General features: G+C 73.7%; 17 protein-coding genes and 1 riboswitch. Of the genes, 14 read left to right on the forward strand and 3 right to left on the reverse strand.

Annotation, left to right across the window (positions count from 1 at the left end):
* Window positions 1-23: 23 nt before the first annotated feature.
* From sucC to K330_RS0102865, 8 genes are all read left to right on the forward strand, one after another.
* Window positions 24-1,205, forward strand: a complete 1,182-nt coding sequence (sucC, locus tag K330_RS0102830) for an ADP-forming succinate--CoA ligase subunit beta (protein WP_022920343.1) — start codon at window positions 24-26, stop codon at window positions 1,203-1,205.
* Between the two features lie 37 nt (window positions 1,206-1,242).
* Window positions 1,243-2,133 (forward strand): succinate--CoA ligase subunit alpha, encoded by an 891-nt coding sequence (gene sucD, locus K330_RS0102835; protein ID WP_022920344.1) that lies wholly within the window; start codon window positions 1,243-1,245, stop codon window positions 2,131-2,133.
* 120 nt (window positions 2,134-2,253) lie between these two features.
* Window positions 2,254-3,549 (forward strand): cell division protein PerM, encoded by a 1,296-nt coding sequence (locus K330_RS0102840; protein ID WP_156875661.1) that lies wholly within the window; start codon window positions 2,254-2,256, stop codon window positions 3,547-3,549.
* A gap of 148 nt (window positions 3,550-3,697) precedes the next feature.
* On the forward strand, window positions 3,698-4,327 hold the full coding sequence (purN, locus tag K330_RS18750) for a phosphoribosylglycinamide formyltransferase (protein ID WP_022920346.1): 630 nt from the start codon (window positions 3,698-3,700) through the stop codon (window positions 4,325-4,327).
* A 1-nt stretch (window position 4,328) separates the two neighbouring features.
* Window positions 4,329-4,406: riboswitch (ZMP/ZTP riboswitch) on the forward strand.
* A gap of 30 nt (window positions 4,407-4,436) precedes the next feature.
* On the forward strand, window positions 4,437-6,020 hold the full coding sequence (gene purH, locus K330_RS0102850) for a bifunctional phosphoribosylaminoimidazolecarboxamide formyltransferase/IMP cyclohydrolase (RefSeq protein WP_022920347.1): 1,584 nt from the start codon (window positions 4,437-4,439) through the stop codon (window positions 6,018-6,020).
* Window positions 6,021-6,042: 22 nt separating this feature from the next.
* Window positions 6,043-6,573 (forward strand): glycine cleavage system transcriptional repressor, encoded by a 531-nt coding sequence (locus tag K330_RS0102855; RefSeq protein WP_022920348.1) that lies wholly within the window; start codon window positions 6,043-6,045, stop codon window positions 6,571-6,573.
* Window positions 6,570-7,433 (forward strand): bifunctional methylenetetrahydrofolate dehydrogenase/methenyltetrahydrofolate cyclohydrolase, encoded by an 864-nt coding sequence (locus tag K330_RS0102860; protein WP_022920349.1) that lies wholly within the window; start codon window positions 6,570-6,572, stop codon window positions 7,431-7,433. Before K330_RS0102855 ends, K330_RS0102860 begins: the two co-directional genes overlap by 4 nt.
* Window positions 7,430-7,759, forward strand: a complete 330-nt coding sequence (locus K330_RS0102865) for a DUF3017 domain-containing protein (protein WP_022920350.1) — start codon at window positions 7,430-7,432, stop codon at window positions 7,757-7,759. Before K330_RS0102860 ends, K330_RS0102865 begins: the two co-directional genes overlap by 4 nt.
* An 84-nt stretch (window positions 7,760-7,843) precedes the next feature.
* Here the strand turns inward: K330_RS0102865 and K330_RS0102870 are convergent, their stop codons facing one another.
* Window positions 7,844-8,833, reverse strand: coding sequence for a malate dehydrogenase (locus K330_RS0102870; RefSeq protein WP_022920351.1), 990 nt, complete (start codon window positions 8,831-8,833; stop codon window positions 7,844-7,846).
* A 255-nt stretch (window positions 8,834-9,088) separates the two neighbouring features.
* Between K330_RS0102870 and K330_RS23995 the strand changes: the two genes are divergently transcribed.
* Both K330_RS23995 and K330_RS0102880 read left to right on the forward strand, forming a co-directional pair.
* Window positions 9,089-9,463, forward strand: a complete 375-nt coding sequence (locus tag K330_RS23995; RefSeq protein ID WP_084617102.1) for a LysM peptidoglycan-binding domain-containing protein — start codon at window positions 9,089-9,091, stop codon at window positions 9,461-9,463.
* A 51-nt stretch (window positions 9,464-9,514) separates the two neighbouring features.
* On the forward strand, window positions 9,515-10,069 hold the full coding sequence (locus tag K330_RS0102880) for a 2'-5' RNA ligase family protein (RefSeq protein ID WP_156875662.1): 555 nt from the start codon (window positions 9,515-9,517) through the stop codon (window positions 10,067-10,069).
* Between the two features lie 45 nt (window positions 10,070-10,114).
* Here the strand turns inward: K330_RS0102880 and K330_RS18755 are convergent, their stop codons facing one another.
* Window positions 10,115-11,269, reverse strand: coding sequence for a glycosyltransferase family 4 protein (locus tag K330_RS18755; protein WP_022920354.1), 1,155 nt, complete (start codon window positions 11,267-11,269; stop codon window positions 10,115-10,117).
* A gap of 164 nt (window positions 11,270-11,433) precedes the next feature.
* Window positions 11,434-12,546 (reverse strand): mannose-1-phosphate guanylyltransferase, encoded by a 1,113-nt coding sequence (locus K330_RS0102890; RefSeq protein WP_022920355.1) that lies wholly within the window; start codon window positions 12,544-12,546, stop codon window positions 11,434-11,436.
* A 24-nt stretch (window positions 12,547-12,570) separates the two neighbouring features.
* Here K330_RS0102890 and K330_RS18760 point away from each other — a divergent pair, with 24 nt between their 5' ends.
* The 4 genes from K330_RS18760 (at window position 12,571) to K330_RS0102910 (ending at window position 18,134) form a co-directional block, all read left to right on the forward strand.
* The gene (locus K330_RS18760; RefSeq protein ID WP_022920356.1) at window positions 12,571-13,728 is read left to right on the forward strand and encodes a quinone-dependent dihydroorotate dehydrogenase; all 1,158 of its coding nucleotides are present in this window, start codon (window positions 12,571-12,573) and stop codon (window positions 13,726-13,728) included.
* A gap of 9 nt (window positions 13,729-13,737) precedes the next feature.
* Complete coding sequence (locus tag K330_RS0102900) at window positions 13,738-15,321, forward strand: acyl-CoA mutase large subunit family protein (protein WP_022920357.1); 1,584 nt, start codon at window positions 13,738-13,740, stop codon at window positions 15,319-15,321.
* A 228-nt stretch (window positions 15,322-15,549) separates the two neighbouring features.
* Window positions 15,550-16,812, forward strand: coding sequence for an amidohydrolase (locus K330_RS18770; protein ID WP_308423432.1), 1,263 nt, complete (start codon window positions 15,550-15,552; stop codon window positions 16,810-16,812).
* A gap of 146 nt (window positions 16,813-16,958) precedes the next feature.
* The gene (locus tag K330_RS0102910; protein ID WP_022920360.1) at window positions 16,959-18,134 is read left to right on the forward strand and encodes a BMP family lipoprotein; all 1,176 of its coding nucleotides are present in this window, start codon (window positions 16,959-16,961) and stop codon (window positions 18,132-18,134) included.
* The last annotated feature ends 45 nt before the right edge of the window (window positions 18,135-18,179 follow it).

Genomic DNA, 18,179 nt, shown 5'->3' on the forward strand with positions numbered 1-18,179 from the left:
ATCGCACGACGGGAAGCTGACACGTGGATCTGTTCGAGTACCAAGCACGAGACATGTTCGAGAAGCACGGTGTGCCCGTGCTGGCCGGCGCCACCGCCGACACCGTGGAGGAGGCGCGTGCGGCCGCCGAGCGGATCGGTGCGGGCTCGGGCGGCGTCACCGTCGTCAAGGCCCAGGTCAAGACCGGCGGGCGCGGCAAGGCCGGCGGCGTCAAGGTCGCGAAGTCGGCTGCGGAGGCGGCCGAGGCCGCCGAGCAGATCCTGGGCATGGACATCAAGGGCCACACGGTCCACCGGGTGATGATCGCCCAGGGTGCGCGCATCGCCGAGGAGTACTACTTCTCGGTCCTGCTGGACCGCACCAACCGCTCGCTGCTGGCCATGTGCTCCAAGGAGGGCGGCATGGAGATCGAGCAGCTGGCCGTCGAGCGCCCCGAGGCCCTGGCGCGGGTCGAGGTCGACGCCAACTCCGGCATCGACGAGGCCAAGGCCCGCGAGATCGTCGAGCAGGCCGGCTTCGACGCCGAGACCGGCGAGAAGATCGTGCCGGTGCTGCAGAAGCTGTGGGCGGTCTACCGCGACGAGGACGCCACGCTGGTGGAGGTCAACCCGCTGGTCAAGACCGAGGACGGCCAGATCGTCGCCCTCGACGGCAAGGTGACCCTCGACGCCAACGCCGACTTCCGCCAGCCCCACCACGCCGAGCTGGAGGACAAGGCCTCCACCGACCCGCTCGAGGCGCAGGCCAAGGAGCTGGACCTCAACTACGTCAAGCTCGACGGCAACGTCGGCATCATCGGCAACGGCGCGGGCCTGGTCATGTCCACCCTGGACGTGGTCGCCTACGCCGGCGAGGAGTACACCGGTGGCAAGGCCCGCCCGGCCAACTTCCTCGACATCGGTGGCGGCGCCTCCGCCGAGGTGATGGCCAACGGCCTGCACGTCATCCTCGGGGACAAGCAGGTCAAGTCGGTCTTCGTCAACGTCTTCGGCGGCATCACCGCCTGCGACGCGGTCGCCAACGGCATCGTCAAGGCGCTGGAGATCCTCGGCGACGAGGAGACCAAGCCGCTCGTGGTCCGGCTCGACGGCAACAACGTGGAGGAGGGACGCCGCATCCTGGCGGAGGCCGACCACCCCCTCGTGAGCATCGAGGACACCATGGACGGCGCCGCCCGCAAGGCCGCCGAGCTGGCCGCCAAGTAAGCCCCCGACGAGACCGAACGAAGGACTAGAGACTCCTATGGCAATCTTCCTCGACGACAGCTCCAAGGTCATCGTCCAGGGCATGACCGGCTCCGAGGGTATGAAGCACACCCAGCGGATGCTGAGCTCCGGCACCCAGGTGGTCGGCGGGGTCAACCCCCGCAAGGCCGGCACCGAGGTCGAGTTCGAGGGCGGCGCGACCGTCCCCGTCTTCGGCTCCGTGGCCGAGGCGATGGAGGCCACCGGCGCGGACGTGTCGGTCGTCTTCGTCCCGCCGAAGTTCGCCAAGGACGCGGTGATCGAGGCCGTCGACGCCACCATGCCGCTCCTGGTCGTCATCACCGAGGGCATCGCGGTGCGCGACACGGCCGAGTTCTACGCCTACGCCCGCGACAAGGGCACCACGCGGATCATCGGCCCGAACTGCCCCGGCCTGATCAGCCCCGGGAAGTCCAACGCGGGCATCATCCCGGCCGACATCGCCGGCCCGGGCCGCATCGGTCTGGTGTCCAAGTCGGGCACGCTGACCTACCAGATGATGTACGAGCTGCGCGAGATCGGCTTCTCCACCGCGGTCGGCATCGGCGGCGACCCGGTCATCGGCACCACGCACATCGACTGCCTCAAGGCGTTCCAGGACGACCCGGAGACCGACGCGATCGTGATGATCGGCGAGATCGGCGGCGACGCCGAGGAGCGCGCGGCCGCCTACATCCAGGAGCACGTCACCAAGCCGGTGGTCGGCTACGTCGCGGGCTTCACCGCCCCCGAGGGCAAGACCATGGGCCACGCGGGAGCCATCGTCTCCGGCTCCTCGGGCACCGCGCAGGCCAAGAAGGAGGCCCTCGAGGCCGCGGGCGTCAAGGTCGGCAAGACCCCGTCCGAGACGGCCGAGCTGATGCGCTCGGTGATCTCCTCGATGCGCTGACCCGGGCAGCACCGCTGCACGCCGACGGGCGGCGCCCCACGCGGGTGCCGCCCGTCGGCATGTGCGGCGCGCCTCCCGGGCCCGAGGGCGGGGCCGGGTGACCATGGTCCGGTCATGACCGTGCTGCAACGAACCGAGTCAGCGACCGGGGGAGGCGACCGTCCGCAGCCCGGCCGCTCGTCGCTGTCCGGCCTGACCCTCGGCCGCCTGGCCGAGCTGTCGGTCGCCGCGCTGGCCGGCGCGGTGTGCGTCCTGCTCGGGGTCGTCGCCGTCGCCCTGCCCATCGTCGTGTCCTGGATCGCCGACGAGCGCAGCACGGTGACCTTCTGGCAGACGATGGGCGCCTCCGTCGACGTGTGGGCGCTGGCCCACCGGGCGGAGGTGCGCACCCTCGACGCCGACCTCGTCTTCGCCCCTCTCCTGCTGACCGCGCTGCCCCTGCTCATCTGCTGGTGGGCCGCCCGGCAGGTGGTGCTCAACCGGGAGGAGATGCTCTCCCGGGTCCCGGTGATCGGAGGATGGCGGGCGGCCTGGCACGCGCTCGGCGGGTCCGACGCCTCCGCCTTCGTCCTGGGCTACCTGGGGGCCGGGCTCGCGGTCGCCCACACCGCCAGCTTCGGGCTGGCCCCGGTCTTCCTGCCCAGCCTGGTCGCGGGCGGCGTGCTCGTGCCGCTGGTCGCGGTGGTGCTGGTCTGGTGGGCCGAGCACCGGCGCGAGGAGCACCCGGCGCTGGCCGGTGGGCCGCGGTGGGTCGAGGCGCACACCCCGGTGCTGGTCCGGCGGGCGGTGCCCGCGGCGGTGCAGGTGCTCGTCGGTCTGACGGCCGTGACCTTCCTGCTCGTGCTCGTCCTGCTGCTCCTCCGGTGGGAGCGGGTGCTCACCCTCTACGGCGCCCTCGACGCGGGGGTCGTCGGCACCTCGGTCCTGACGCTCGCCCAGCTCCTGGCCGTCCCGAACCTCATGGTGTGGGCGCTCGGCTGGCTCACCGGAGCCGGGGCCACCGTGGGCACGGTCCATGTCGGCTGGTCGGAGTCGAGCGCGGGCGACCTGCCGCTGCTGCCGATGTTCGGCGCGCTGCCCGAGCCCGGCGCCCTGCCTCCCTACCTCTGGGCGGTCATGGCCGTGCCCGTCCTGGCCGGGTGCTGGCTGGGCCACCGCGCCGCGGCGACCGCCTCCCGGCTGTCCAGCTGGTGGACCAAGACGCAGACCGCGCTGCTCGGCGCGCTGCTGGTCGGTGTCGCGGCGCTGCTCCTGGGCTGGCTCGCGACCGGCGGGCTGACCCCCGGTCTGCTCGGCACGGTGGGGGTGGACCCCCTGCTGCTGGCGGGCCTGCTCACGCTCGAGGTCGGCGCCGGAGCCGTCACGGTCGCCACGGTCGCCCACATCGTCGGCAAGCGCCGCGTCCGCCGACGCTGACGACCCACGTCACCCCGTGCGGCAGGTGACACCGGTGCACCACGTGCGCCAGAGGATCATCTGGCGCACAGGGTGCACCAACTGATCCTCTGGCCCAGGACCTGCACCAGTGTCACGTGGTCTGGTCATCCCTCCTAGACTTCGCCGGGTGACCTCACCTGCGGCCGATCTGAGCGACGACGCCCGCGCTCGCGCGCGCGTCGTCGTGCTCGTCTCGGGCTCCGGCACGCTCCTGCAGGCGCTGCTGGACGCCTGCGCAGACCCCGCCTACGGCGTGGAGGTGGCCGCCGTGGGTGCCGACCGCGAGGCGATCACGGGGCTGGAGCGGGCGAGAAGCGCAGGCGTTCCCACCTTCGTCGTGCCGCTCGGGGCCCACCCCGACCGGGCCGCCTGGGACGCTGCGCTCGCCGAGGAGATCACCGCCCACGACCCGACGCTCGTGGTGTCCGCGGGGTTCATGAAGATCCTCGGCCCCGCGGTCCTGAGCCGCTTCAGGGTCGTGAACACCCACCCCGCGCTGCTGCCCAGCTTCCCCGGTGCCCACGCCGTCCGCGACGCGCTGGTTCACGGCGTCAGGGTGACGGGCTGCACCCTGCACGAGGTGGACGCCGGGGTCGACACCGGCCCGATCATCGCCCAGCGGGCGGTCGAGATCAGGGCGGACGACGACGAGCAGTCCCTGCACGAGCGCATCAAGGCCGTCGAGCGGTCGATGCTCGTCGAGGAGCTGCCGCTCGTGCTGAGCGGCCGCGAGCGGGGACGGTCGAGCGCCCTCTAGACTGACCGCACACGACTGGCGCGGGTGGACCACCACCGGGGAGTGACGATCGTGGGCATCGCCCGCCTGGGTGCCCGCCTCCGACCTGCCGACCGCGAGGAGAGTCCCCATGACCGCCACCGACCGCCGCCCCGTCCGACGCGCCCTGGTCTCCGTCTACGACAAGACCGGGCTCGAGGAGCTCGCCCGGGGCCTGCACCAGGCCGGCGTGGCCGTCGTCTCGACCGGCTCGACCGCCGCCCGCATCGAGGCCGTCGGCGTGCCGGTGACGCGGGTCGAGGAGCTGACCGGCTTCCCGGAGTGCCTCGACGGCCGCGTCAAGACCCTCCACCCGCGGGTGCACGCCGGCATCCTGGCCGACGCGTCCAACCCCGACCACGTCGCCCAGCTGGAGGAGCTCGGCGTCGAGGCCTTCGACCTGGTCGTGTGCAACCTCTACCCGTTCACCCAGACCGTGCTCTCCGGCGCGAGCCAGGACGAGTGCGTCGAGCAGATCGACATCGGCGGCCCCTCCATGGTCCGCGCCGCGGCGAAGAACCACCGCAGCGTCGCGGTGGTGACCAGCACCACCGCATACCGGGACGTGCTCGAGGCCGTCGCCGCCGGCGGCTTCAGCCTCGAGCAGCGCCGCCGCCTGGCCGCCGAGGCGTTCGTGCACACCGCCACCTACGACGTCGCGGTCGCCTCCTGGATGGGCAACGTGGTCAGCGACACCAGCGACGGGACCGGCTTCCCGGCGTGGGCCGGTGCCACGTGGGAGAAGAAGGCCGTGCTGCGCTACGGCGAGAACCCGCACCAGCGCGCCGCCCTCTACGCCGACGGCTTCCGGCCGAGCCCCGGGCTGGCCCAGGCCGAGCAGCTCGGCGGCAAGGAGATGTCCTACAACAACTACGTGGACGCCGACGCCGCGCGCCGGGCCGCGCACGACCACGGCGACCAGCCCACGGTGGCGATCATCAAGCACGCCAACCCCTGCGGGATCGCCGTCGGCAGCGACGTCGCGCAGGCCCACCGCAAGGCGCACGCCTGCGACCCGGTCTCGGCGTTCGGCGGGATCGTGGCCACCAACAGGCCCGTCACCCGGGCGCTGGCCGAGCAGCTGCAGGACATCTTCACCGAGGTGGTCGTGGCACCCGACTTCGACGCCGACGCCCTCGAGCTGCTGCGGACGAAGAAGAACCTGCGCCTGCTGCGCGCCGCCCCGCCCGCGCGCGGCGGTGTCGAGACCCGGCCCATCTCCGGCGGGCTGCTCATGCAGTCCGTGGACGCGGTCGACGCCCAGGTCGAGGACGGCGGCGACGACGCCTCCCGCTGGCGCGTGGTCGCCGGCGAGCCCGCGGACGAGGCGACCCTCGCCGACCTGCAGTTCGCCTGGCGGGCGGTCAGGGCGACGAAGTCCAACGCGATCCTGCTCGCCTCGGACGGTGCCAGCGTCGGGATCGGGATGGGACAGGTCAACCGGGTCGACTCCTGCCACCTGGCGGTCAGCCGGGCGGGGGAGCGGGCGGCGGGCTCGGTGGCCTCCTCGGACGCCTTCTTCCCCTTCGCCGACGGTCTGCAGGTGCTGCTCGACGCCGGCGTGCGCGCCGTCGTCGCGCCGGGCGGCTCCATCCGCGACGAGGAGGTCGTCGCCGCGGCCCGGGAGGCGGGCGTGACGATGTACTTCACCGGCACCCGGCACTTCGCCCACTGACCGGGTCGCTAGAGTCGACGCCATGACCACACTCGTCATCACCGTGGTCGGCGACGACCGCGCGGGCCTCGTCAGCGCCCTGGCCGACGTCATCGACGCGCACGGAGGCAGCTGGGGCCGCAGCCAGCTGGCCGAGCTCGCCGGCAAGTTCGCCGGCATCGTCACCGTCGAGGTCGACCCCTCCCGGGCCGACGACCTCACCGCTGCCCTCGGCCCGCTCACAGGTGTGCTCGAGACGACCGTCCACCAGGCGCCCGGAGCCTCGCCGACCCGCGAGGGCAAGGCATACCGCCTGGAGCTGGTCGGCAACGACCACCCCGGCATCGTCCGGGAGGTGAGCGCAGCCCTGGCGGCCCACGGCGTCAGCATCGACTCCTTCGAGTCGCGCACCGCGCCGACACCGGAGTCCGGGGGCGAGACCTTCGAGGCGGAGGCGGTCCTGCGCCCGGGCGAGGGGTCGGACCTGGAGGCGCTGCGCGCTTCCCTGGAGAGCCTGGCGGGCGAGCTCATGGTGGACATGAGCCTGCTGCAGACCGACGGGAAGCCGGCGTGAGCGCGACGATCCTCGACGGCAAGGCCGTCCTGGCGACGATCAAGGACGAGCTGCGGGCGCGGCTGGCGGTCCTCGCGGAGCAGGGGGTCGTGCCCGGGCTGGGCACCGTGCTCGTCGGCGAGGACCCCGCCAGCAGCTGGTACGTCGGGGCCAAGCACCGCGACTGCGCCGAGATCGGCATCGCCAGCCTGCGCCACGACCTGCCCGCGGACAGCTCGCTGGAGGAGGTGCTCGCCGTCGTCGACCGGCTCAACGCCGACCCGGCGTGCACGGCCTTCCTCGTGCAGCAGCCGACCGGGCTGGACGAGTTCGCGATCCTCTCGCGCGTCGACCCGGCGAAGGACGTCGACGGCCTGCACCCGGTCAACCTCGGGTGCCTGGTCATGAACGAGCCCGCCCCGCTGCCGTGCACCCCGGTGGGCGTGGTCGAGCTCCTGCGCCGGTATGACGTGCCGCTCGCCGGGGCCGAGGTCGTCATCGTCGGCCGCGGCCTGACGGTCGGCCGTCCGCTGGGGCTCATCCTGACGCGCCGCTCGGAGAACGCGACCGTCACCCTGTGCCACACCGGAACCCGTGACCTGGCCGCCCACACCCGTGGCGCCGACGTCGTCGTGTCCGCGGCAGGGGTGCCTGACCTCATCACGCCCGACATGGTCCGCCCCGGCGCCGCCGTGGTGGACGTCGGCGTCGCCCGGCGCGACGGCAGGATCGCCGGCGACGTGCACCCCGACGTGGCCGAGGTGGCCGGCTGGCTCTCGCCGAACCCTGGTGGCGCGGGCCCGATGACCAGGGCGATGCTGCTGAGCAACGTCGTGGCGGCCGCCGAGCGGGCGGCCGGGGTGCCGGTCGCGCCGGCGTGAGCGACGGCGCGCACCCCCCGAGCCCCTACGACGACGACCCGGAGGCGGAGCTGCGGGCCGCCAGCCCGCGCCAGCCGCTCGGGCTGTGGTGGGTGGGCGTCGTCGGCCTCGGTGTCGCCGGCGTGCTGCTGGTCACCGAGAACCTCCGGGCCTACGGCTACGCCCTGGGCGCGACGATGGGCGTGCTCGCCGTGCTGCGCGCCGTGCTGCCGGAGTCGCGTGCCGGCGGGCTGGCGGTGCGCGGGCGATGGGTGGACGCCGGTATCATGGCGCTGCTGGGCGCCGCGGTCGCGGTCCTGGCCGGCACCCTGCGGCTGGTCGGGTAGGAGCGGCGCCAGGACCAGGACCAGGACGAGGACGGGCCCCCTCCCGGTGGGAGGGGGCCCGTCGCGCTCGGGAGGTGGGCGGTGTCAGCCGATCAGCCCGAGCTTGGTCACGGCGTCGCGCTCCTCGGCCAGCTCGGCGACGGAGGCGTCGATCCGGGCGCGGGAGAAGTCGTCGATCTCAAGGCCCTGGACGATCTCGTAGCCACCGCCGGCGGTGGTCACGGGGAAGGAGCTGATCAGGCCCTCGGCCACGCCGTAGGAGCCGTCGGAACGCACGGCCATCGACACCCAGTCGTCCTGGGCGGAGCCGAGCAGCCAGTCGCGGGTGTGGTCGATGGTGGCGGAGGCCGCCGAGGCGGCGGAGGAGGAGCCGCGTGCCTCGATGATCGCCGCGCCGCGCTTGGCGACCGTCGGGATGAAGGTGTTCTCCAGCCAGCTCTGGTCACCCACGGCCTCGGCGGCGTTGCGCCCGCCCACCTCGGCGTGGAACAGGTCGGGGTACTGGGTGGCGGAGTGGTTGCCCCAGATGGTCATGCGACGGATGTCGGTGACCGGAGCACCCACCTTGGCGGCCAGCTGGGCGATGGCGCGGTTGTGGTCCAGGCGCGTCAGGGCCGAGAACCGCTCGGTGGGGATGTCGGGGGCGTTGCTCATCGCGATCAGCGCGTTGGTGTTGGCCGGGTTGCCGGTCACCGTGATGCGGACGTCGTCGGCCGCGTGGTCGTTCAGCGCCCGGCCCTGGGCGGTGAAGATCGCGCCGTTGGCCTCCAGCAGGTCGCCGCGCTCCATACCCTTGGTGCGCGGGCGCGCGCCGACGAGCAGCGCGACGTTGGCGCCGTCGAAGACGACGTCGGGGTCGTCGCCGATCTGGACGCCGGCCAGCGCGGGGAAGGCGCAGTCGTCGAGCTCCATGACGACTCCCTCGAGGGCCTTGAGGGCCGGGGTGATCTCCAGCAGCCGCAGCTCGACGGGGGTGTCCTTGCCCAGCAGCTCTCCGGAGGCGATCCGGAAGAGGAGGCTGTAGCCGATCTGGCCGGCGGCGCCGGTGACGGCGACCTTGACAGGAGTGCTCATGTGGGGGTGCCCTTCGTTCGGGGACTGGGTCTCGGCAGACCGCAGGGCTCGTCGGTCGGGTCCCGTCTGCCGTTGCCCGACGCTAGCACCGCCGTGGCACCGGGCAGGAGCCGGTCCGGCCGCGGGGCCGTGCGCGTGCGCAGCCAGGGTGGCACGGCCTCGACGGCGCGACTAACGTGACCGGCAGACCAGACCGGGACGCCGCGGGCGCAACGCACTGCCCCGCCCCGCTGGTGCGAGGGAAAGGCTGGGACCGTGGGATTCTTCGACAAGGTCAGGGACGTGCTCACGACCTCCGACGCCGAGCGCGCGCGCACCGCGCAGGGGCGCGACGCCGCCGGCACGTCGGAGGCGCAGGCAGCCGGCCACGCTGCGGCGCAGGCCACCGAGGCCGCGCCGCAGGCGTCCGGGGAGCAGGACGGGCCCGCGGGCGCCGGAGCCGACGCCGGGAGCGGCAGCACGGCGTCGCAGCCGACGACCTACCGGACGCACACGGTGCGGCACGGTGACACCCTCGCCGGCATCGCCGAGCACCACGGCGTCGACGCGGCCGCGATGGCCGAGCTGAACCGGATCGACAACCCCGACCTGATCTACCCGGGCCAGGTGCTCCGGGTGCCGCCCGCCTGACCTGCGCCGCACGACCCGCGTCGGCCGGGGGCGGGCGGTAGTGTGGCGCGGGTGACCCGTCCCGGCCAGGTCGACTCACCGGCACCGACGGCGTCCCCCGTCGTGGGGGTGGCGCTGCCGGTGCCCGAGCCGTGGGGCGGCTACCTGCAGCAGCTGCGGGTGGCCTACGGCGAGGACCGGGCCCAGCACATCCCCACCCACATCACCCTCATGCCGCCCACCCCCGTCGCGGCGGACCAGGTCGAGCCGCTGCGCCGGCACCTGGCCGAGGTGGCCGCCGGCCACGCCCGTTTTGAGGTGCTGCTGCGCGGTACCGGCACCTTCCGCCCGGTCTCCGACGTCGTCTACGTGCAGGTCGCGCAGGGCGTCTCCAGCTGCGAGCGGCTCGAGCGGGCCGTCCGCGGCGGGCCGGTCAGCCGGGACCTGGAGTTCCCCTACCACCCGCACGTGACCGTCGCCCACGACCGGCCCGGTCACGTGCTCGACCGGGCGTTCTCCGACCTGGAGGCCTTCACCTGCGCCTTCACGGCCGCGGCCTTCCGCCTCTACCTGCACACCGGTGACGGGGTATGGCGTGTGGAGGAGGAGTTCACGCTCTCGGAGTGACCCGGTGCCATCCGCGCCGGGGCACGGTCGAGCCGGCGGCGGCGCTCAGGCGACCGAGACGGCGGCCGCGCCCATCGCGGTGGCGTAGTGGTCGACCAGCTGGTCCACCAGCGCCGGCCAGGAGCGCTCGACCACCCTGCGGCGGGCCTCCCGCCCCATCGCACCGCGCTGCGCCGCGGCTCCGGGAGCCACGAGCGGGCGCACGGCGGCGGCGAGGGCACCGGGGGCGTCCGGGTCGAACAGCTGGCCCGTGACGCCCACCTCGACCAGGTCCAGCGGCCCGCCGCGGGCCGGCGCGACGACGGGCAGGCCGGCCGCGGCCGCCTCCTGCAGGGTCTGGCCGAAGGTCTCGCGCGTGCCGGTGTGCACGAACAGGTCGAAGGCGCCGTAGGCGCGGGCCAGGTCCAGGCCCTCCTGGCGGCCGAGGAAGGCGGCTCCCGGCAGCTGGCTCTCGAGCAGCTCGCGGCTGGGGCCCTCGCCGACCAGCACCAGCCGGGTGCCCGGCACCCGCGCGAGCTCGACGAGGCGGTGCAGCTCCTTCTCCGGGGCCAGGCGACCGACGTAGCCCAGCAGCACCTCCCCGTGCGGGGCGAGCCGCCGGCGCAGCGCCTGCGTCTGCGGGTCCTCCCGCCGGTCGGGGTGGAACAGGTCGGCGTCCACGCCCCGGCCCCACAGCGCCACCCGCGGCACGTCGTTGGCGCGCAGGTCGTGCAGCGCTGCCGTGGACGGCGCCAGCGTCAGGTCGGCCTGCTGGTGGATCCTGCGGATCCAGCGCCAGGCGGCCCGGGCCGTCAGGTTGCCGGCGGGGCCCGAGTGCTGACGGATGTAGGACGGCATGTCGGTCTGGTAGACCGCCACCGACGGGATGCCCAGGGCGCGGGCGGCCGTCAGGCCGCGGACCCCCAGGACGAACGGGGAGGCCACGTGCATCACGTCCGGGCGGAAACGGTGCAGCACCGTCTCGATCTCGTAGGAGGGCAGGCCCACGCGGAACTGGCGCACCGGCACGCTCGTCACCGAGTGCACGGGGTAGCCGGCGTAGCGCTCCGGCGTCATCGTCGGGCTCCACGGGCTGGTGCCCGGTGCGATGACGAGGGCGTCGTGCCCGCGGGCCCGCAGGTTCTCCAGGACCTTGCAGACGCTGGTGGTGACGCCGTTGAGGGCGGGCAGGAAGGACTCGGTGACGATCACGACGCGCACGTGACCCAGGGTGGCCCGGTCGGGTGTGGGTGCGGCGACGCCCCGGGGTGCGTCCGGTGAGCGGGGGGTGACGAGCGGGTGACCGAGGCCGTCCCGCAGGCGTCGGCCGACCCCGGCCGCCCGGGGAGCGGCAGGCGGGGCCTGGTGACGGGGGGCGTGCCGGCTCAGGTCAGGTCCTCCCGTCCGAGGCGCTGCAGCGTGGCCACGACGCCCTTGACGTCCTGGCAGTGCGCGCGCGTGGTCACCAGGACCGCGTCAGGGGTGTCGACCACGACCACGTCGTCCACCCCGAGCGTCACGACGGTCCGCCCGCCGTGCGCCGCCACCAGGCCCGTCGACCCCTCGTTGACGACGAGCCGCCGGTCGCCGAGGACCTTGAGGGCCTCGTCCTGCCCGGTCCGGGCGAGCAGGGTGGCCAGCGAGGCGAAGTCGCCGACGTCGTCCCAGGCGAAGGGTGCCGGCACGACCGCGACGCGACCGGCCCGGGCGGCGGGCTCGGCCACCGCGTGGTCGATCGAGATGCGCGGCAGCGAGCCCCACCGTTGCTCGATCGACGGGGGGTCCGCCGCGATGCGGCGCAGCTCGCGCACCATGTCCGGGTGAGCGGCCTCCAGCAGCTCCAGCAGCACCGCGGCGCGCACGACGAACATGCCGGCGTTCCACAGGTGGTCACCCGTCTCCAGGTAGCGGCGTGCCGTCTGCGCGTCCGGCTTCTCCACGAAGGCGTCCGTGTGCCGGGCGTCAGGGGCGCCGGGGACCCGCCGCGCATCACCGACCCGGATGTAGCCGAACCCCGTCGCGGGGTAGGTGGGGGAGATGCCCAGCGTGACCAGCGAGCCCGTCCGGGCGACGTGCACGGCCTGACGGACCCGGTCGGCGAAGACGTCCAGGTCGCCGATCACGTGGTCGGCCGCGAAGGAGCCCAGCACCGCGTCGGGGTCGCGCCGCTCGAGCACGGCGGCCGCCAGCCCGACCGCCGGCATGGAGTCGCGCGGCGACGGCTCGACGAGCAGGTCCGCCGCGGCGATGTCCGGCAGCTGGGCGCGGACGGCGTCGGCGTGCCGGGCCCCGGTCACCACCACGACGCGGTCACCGACCAGCGGCCGCAGCCGGTCGACGGTGGCCTGCAGCAGAGAACGACCGCCGCCCGTGAGGTCGTGCAGGAACTTGGGTGCCGAGGCGCGGGACAGCGGCCACAGACGGGTGCCCACACCACCGGCCGGGATGACAGCGGTGACGTCGCTCAGCTCGCTCGCGTCCTCGTCCGGTGGTGCCACACGGTCCAGTCTAAGGTTGGCGCCATGGCCTCGTCCCCCGACGCGCTGACCTCGGCGAACACCGCAGGAACCCGGCTGCGCCGTGCGGCGCGCGAGGCGGCCGGCACGGCCTACGCCGACGTCGCGGCGCCCCTGCTGTGGCGCCTGGACGCCGAGACGGCCCACCACGGAGCCGTCGTCGCCGCCCAGCTGCTGGGCGCCCGGTCACCCGGGCGGGCGCTGGCCGTCCTCGGCGGGTATGCCGTGGGGCCGGTGGACGGGCCGCGCGAGCCGGTGGAGCTGCTCGGGCTGCGCTTCCCGCACCGCATCGGCCTGGCCGCCGGCATGGACAAGGACGGCCGGGGCGTGGCCACCTGGGGCGCCCTGGGCCTCGGGCACGTCGAGCTCGGCACGGTCACCGCCCGCCCGCAGCCGGGCAACCCCCGTCCCCGGTTGTTCCGGCTGCCGGAGAGCCGCGCGGTGGTCAACCGCATGGGCTTCAACAACCAGGGCGTCCACGCGCTCGCGGCCCGGCTCCGCCTGGCACGGGAGCAGGGTCTGGTGCGGATCCCCGTCGGGGTCAGCATCGGCAAGAGCAAGGTCACGCCCGTGGAGGAGGCGGTCGGCGACTACCTGGAGTCGGTGGCGGCGCTCGAGGGCCTGGCGGACTACCTCGCCGTCAACGTCTCCAGCCCCAACACCCCCGGGCTGCGCTCGCTCCAGGACGCCGGGCCGCTGACCGAGCTGCTCGACGCGGTCGTCGCCGCGGCAGGTGCGACACCGGTGCTGGTCAAGCTCGCGCCCGACCTGACCGACGACGCCCTCGACGAGGCGCTCGAGGTGGCGCTGGCCGCGGGTGCGGGCGGGGTGATCGCCACCAACACGACGCTGTCGCGCGAGGGCGTGGCTCCGCGGGAGCGGACGCGCGCGGACGCCGAGGCCGGTGGCCTCTCCGGGGCCCCGCTGACGCTCCGCGCCCGGGAGGTGGTCGCGCACGTCGCCTCCCGCACCGACCTGCCCGTCATCGGCGTCGGCGGCGTGATGAGCGGAGCCGACGCCCGTGCGCTCGTCGACGCCGGAGCCAGCCTGGTGCAGCTGTGGACCGGCCTGGTCTACGCCGGCCCGACGCTCGTCGCGGACGCGGTGGAGGCCACGGCGGCAGGCGTCGGAAGGGGTCGCAGCTCGCCCGCACGGGAGCAGTAGGCTGCGGGCATGGCTGAGTCGACGACGGAGTCCGGGCTGCCGGTGAGGGCGGTCTACGGGCCGGAGGACCTGGCGGGCTTCGACCCGCGGACCGCGCTGGGGGAGCCCGGCTCCTACCCCTTCACCCGCGGTGTCTACCCGTCGATGTACACCGGCCGGCCCTGGACCATGCGGCAGTACGCCGGCTTCGGCACCGCCGCGGAGTCCAACGCCCGCTACAAGGAGCTCGTGGCCAACGGCACGGGTGGTCTGTCGGTCGCCTTCGACCTGCCGACGCAGATGGGCTACGACTCCGACCACCCGCTCGCCTCCGGCGAGGTCGGCAAGGTCGGCGTGGCCATCGACTCGGTCGAGGACATGCAGGTGCTCTTCGACGGGCTGCCGCTGGACGAGGTCTCGACGTCCATGACGATCAACGCCCCCGCCGCGTCGCTGCTGCTGATGTACCAGCTCGTGGCGGAGGGCAACGGCATACCCGCGTCGTCGCTGACCGGCACCATCCAGAACGACGTGCTCAAGGAGTACATCGCCCGCGGCACCTACATCTACCCGCCCGCGGAGTCGCTGCGGCTGATCAGCAACATCTTCGCCTACTGCCACGCCGAGATCCCGCGGTGGAACACGATCTCGATCTCCGGCTACCACATGGCCGAGGCGGGGGCCACGCCCGCGCAGGAGGTCGCCTTCACGCTGGCCAACGCCAAGGCCTACGTGCAGGCCGCCGTCGAGGCCGGGCTGGCCGTCGACGACTTCGCGCCGCGGCTGTCCTTCTTCTTCGTCGCGCGGACCACGCTGCTGGAGGAGGTCGCCAAGTTCCGCGCGGCCCGCCGCATCTGGGCGCGGATCATGAAGGAGGAGTTCGGGGCGCAGAACCCGAAGTCGATGATGCTGCGCTTCCACACCCAGACCGCGGGTGTCCAGCTGACCGCGCAGCAGCCCGAGGTCAACCTCGTCCGGGTGGCCCTGCAGGGCCTGGGCGCCGTGCTCGGCGGGACGCAGTCGCTGCACACCAACTCCTTCGACGAGGCGATCGCGCTGCCGACGGCCAAGGCCGCCCGGCTGGCGCTGCGCACCCAGCAGGTGCTGGCCCACGAGACCGACGTCACCCGCACGGTCGACCCCTTCGCCGGGTCCTACGTCGTGGAGTCCCTCACCGACGACCTCGAGGGGGCCGTCCTGGAGCTGATCCAGGCCGTCGACGACCGCGGCGGCGCGGTGCACGCCATCGAGCAGGGTTTTCAGAAGGGGGAGATCGAGCGGTCCGCCTACGCCACCGCCCTGCAGATCGACTCGGGCGAGCGGGTCGTCGTGGGGCAGAACCGCTACACGGTCGACGAGGAGGAGCACTACGAGCCGCTCCGCGTCGACCCGGCGATCGAGGCCCAGCAGGCAGAGCGCCTGTCCCGCCTGCGCTCTCAGCGCGACAACGACGAGGTCGCCCGGCGCCTGGACGAGCTGCGCACGTCCGCCGCGGGCACCGACAACGTGCTCTTCCCGATGCGCGAGGCGCTGCGGGCCCGCGCGACCGGCGGCGAGGTGGCCGACGCCCTCCGCGAGGTCTGGGGCCAGCACACGCCGCGCGAGACGTTCTGAGCCCGCAGCGCGGCACCGCACGCTGACGGGCGGACGGGCGGACGCCGGCCCGACGCCCTCGGGTGCGGCCTGGGTCGGTTCGCGGGATGTACCCTGGGTTGTTGTCCGTGCGCCGCGTCACGGGGCCCGCGCGCCGACCCGCACCAGGTCGCGCCCGTGCCCACGACCGTCCGCCACGGCCAGCCAGACGATCCTTTCGCACCCGACCGACCTCGTGAAGTGACGCCCGTGACCGCTGAGACCACTCGACTGCCGAGCCGCCCCGCCCCGGGACCGGGGGAGGCGTCCCGCGGCCGTGACGTGCTCGAGCGCGTGGCGGCGGAGGTCGAGCGGCGTGCGGAGCGGCTCCGGGAGCTGCGTCGTGACCTGCACGAGCACCCCGAGCTGTCCTGGCACGAGCTGCGCACCACCTCCCTGCTCACGGACGTCCTGACGGAGGCGGGCATCGCGGTCACCCCCCTGCCCGGCACCGGTCTCGTCGCCGACCTGGGCGCGCCGCAGCCGCGGGTGCGCCTGGCCCTGCGGGCCGACCTCGACGCCCTCCCGCTGGAGGAGGTGACCGGTCTGCCGTACGCCTCCCGCAACCCGGGGGTGTGCCACGCCTGCGGCCACGACGTGCACACCGTCGGCGTGCTCGGCGCCGGCCTGGCGCTCAAGGCGCTGGAGGAGGAGCTGGTCGAGCGGGGCGTCGCCGTCCGGCTGCTCTTCCAGCCGGCCGAGGAGAGCATGCCCGGAGGGGCGCACACCGTCATGGAGCACGGGGGGCTCGAGGGCGTCGACCGGCTGCTGGCCGTGCACTGCGACCCGACCGTGGACGTCGGCACCGTCGGGCTGCGCGTCGGCCCGATCACCGCGGCCTCCGACTCCGTCCACGTCGTGCTCACCGGCCGCGGGGGACACACCTCCCGTCCGCACCTCACCCAGGACCTGACCTACGCCCTGGGCAAGGTCGTCACCGAGGTCCCGGCGGTCCTGTCCCGCCGGCTCGACCCCCGCTCGGCCGCCACCCTGGTCTGGGGCATCGTGCGCAGCGGGTCGGCGCCCAACATCATCCCGACGCAGGCCGAGGCGATCGGCACGCTGCGGATCCTGGACACCGAGACCTGGGACAGCACCGGCGAGCTGGTCGAGGAGGTCGTGCAGGCGGTCGTGGCCCCCTACGGCGTGCGGGCCACCGTGCGGCACACCAAGGGCGTGCCGCCCGTCGACAACGACAACGCGGCCGTCGTGGCCCTCTCGCGGGCCGCGATGGGGCTGCTCGGGCCGCACGCGGTCGTCCCGACCAAGCAGTCGATGGGTGGGGAGGACCTGGGCTGGTACCTCACCCAGGTGCCTGGGGCCATGGCGCGGCTGGGGACGCGGACGCCCGGCGGGCCGACCCACGAGCTGCACCAGGCCGACCTGGTCGTGGACGAGCGCACCGTGACGGTCGCGGCCTCCCTGCTGGCCGCCTCGGTGTTCACCTCCGTGGGGCCCGACGGGCTGGTCTGAGGACGCGCCCTGACGAGGGGGTGAGCAACGTCATACCGCCCCCGTGTCACGCTTTGGTCACATCCTCTCCACCTGGCTGCTACCAGCGGGTACGGGGCGCTAGCATCGGGGCGCACGACCTATCACAGCTCACAAAGGAGTTCCACGTGCGTCGGGTTCTGAAGCTTGCGGCCGTCGGTGCGGCCGCCTCCCTGGCACTGGCCGCATGCGGCGAGGCCCCGGACGACAACGAGGGCGACACGCCCACCACCCAGGAGGCCGGCGGGGACACCGGTGAGGAGACCGGCGACGACTCCGGCGACAGCACCGACGAGGGCACCGCGGCCCCCGGCGGCGAGGTCGCCGAGGACTTCCAGGCCTGCATGGTCTCCGACTCCGGCGGGTTCGACGACCAGTCCTTCAACCAGTCCGGCAAGGAGGGTCTGGACGCGGCGGCCGAGGAGCTCGGCTTCGACCCGGTCGAGGTCGAGTCCCAGTCCGACGCCGACTACGCCACCAACGTGGGCAACCTGGTCACCCAGGGCTGCGACCTGACCATCGGCGTCGGCTTCCTCCTCGAGGACGCCATCCAGCAGGCGGCCGAGCAGAACCCGGACACCAACTTCGCGCTGATCGACTCGGCCTTCACCGACGCCGACTTCCAGCCGGTCGAGCTGGACAACGCCAAGCCGCTGCTGTTCAACACCGCGGAGGCCTCCTTCCTGGCCGGCTACCTGGCCGCCGGGATGAGCGAGACCGGCACCGTGGCCACCTTCGGCGGCCTGCAGATCCCGTCGGTCTCCATCTTCATGGACGGCTTCGCCGACGGTGTCGCGAAGTACAACGAGGACAACAGTGCCGACGTGCAGCTCCTCGGCTGGGACAAGGAGGGCCAGACCGGCTCCTTCTCCGGTGACTTCGAGAACCAGGCGCAGGGCCAGACGCTGACCGAGCAGTTCCTCGCGCAGGGCGCAGACATCATCATGCCCGTGGCCGGCCCCGTGGGCCTGGGCGCGGCGGCCGCGGTCTCCGAGGCCGACGGCGCCAAGCTCATCTGGGTCGACTCCGACGGCTACCTGACCGCCTCCGAGTACAGCGAGTACATGCTCACCTCGGTGATGAAGGGCATCGGTGCCGCCGTGCAGGACACCGTCCGCGAGGTCGCCACCGGCGGCTTCTCCAACGAGCCCTACGTGGGCACCCTGGAGAACGAGGGCGTGGGCCTGGCCCCGTTCCACGACTTCGAGGGCGAGGTGCCCCAGGAGCTGGTCGACGCTCTCGAGGACTACGAGCAGCAGATCATCTCCGGCGAGCTGGTCATCGAGACGCCGAACGCCCCGTGACCCCGTCGTCCTGACCCGGGCTACCCGTCCGGGTCAGGACGCACC

Source organism: Ornithinimicrobium pekingense DSM 21552 (assembly GCF_000421185.1).
Classification (GTDB): Bacteria; Actinomycetota; Actinomycetes; order Actinomycetales; family Dermatophilaceae; genus Ornithinicoccus; species Ornithinicoccus pekingensis.

Bases quoted from the DNA above. Each gene is read 5' to 3' on its own strand.
- purH (WP_022920347.1), top strand. From the start codon at position 4,437: ATGACCGCCACCGACCGCCGCCCCGTCCGACGCGCCCTGGTCTCCGTC.
- K330_RS18760 (WP_022920356.1), top strand. From the start codon at position 12,571: ATGGCCTCGTCCCCCGACGCGCTGACCTCGGCGAACACCGCAGGAACC.
- sucD (WP_022920344.1), top strand. From the start codon at position 1,243: ATGGCAATCTTCCTCGACGACAGCTCCAAGGTCATCGTCCAGGGCATG.
- K330_RS0102855 (WP_022920348.1), top strand. From the start codon at position 6,043: ATGACCACACTCGTCATCACCGTGGTCGGCGACGACCGCGCGGGCCTC.
- K330_RS0102870 (WP_022920351.1), bottom strand. From the start codon at position 8,833: ATGAGCACTCCTGTCAAGGTCGCCGTCACCGGCGCCGCCGGCCAGATC.
- K330_RS0102900 (WP_022920357.1), top strand. From the start codon at position 13,738: ATGGCTGAGTCGACGACGGAGTCCGGGCTGCCGGTGAGGGCGGTCTAC.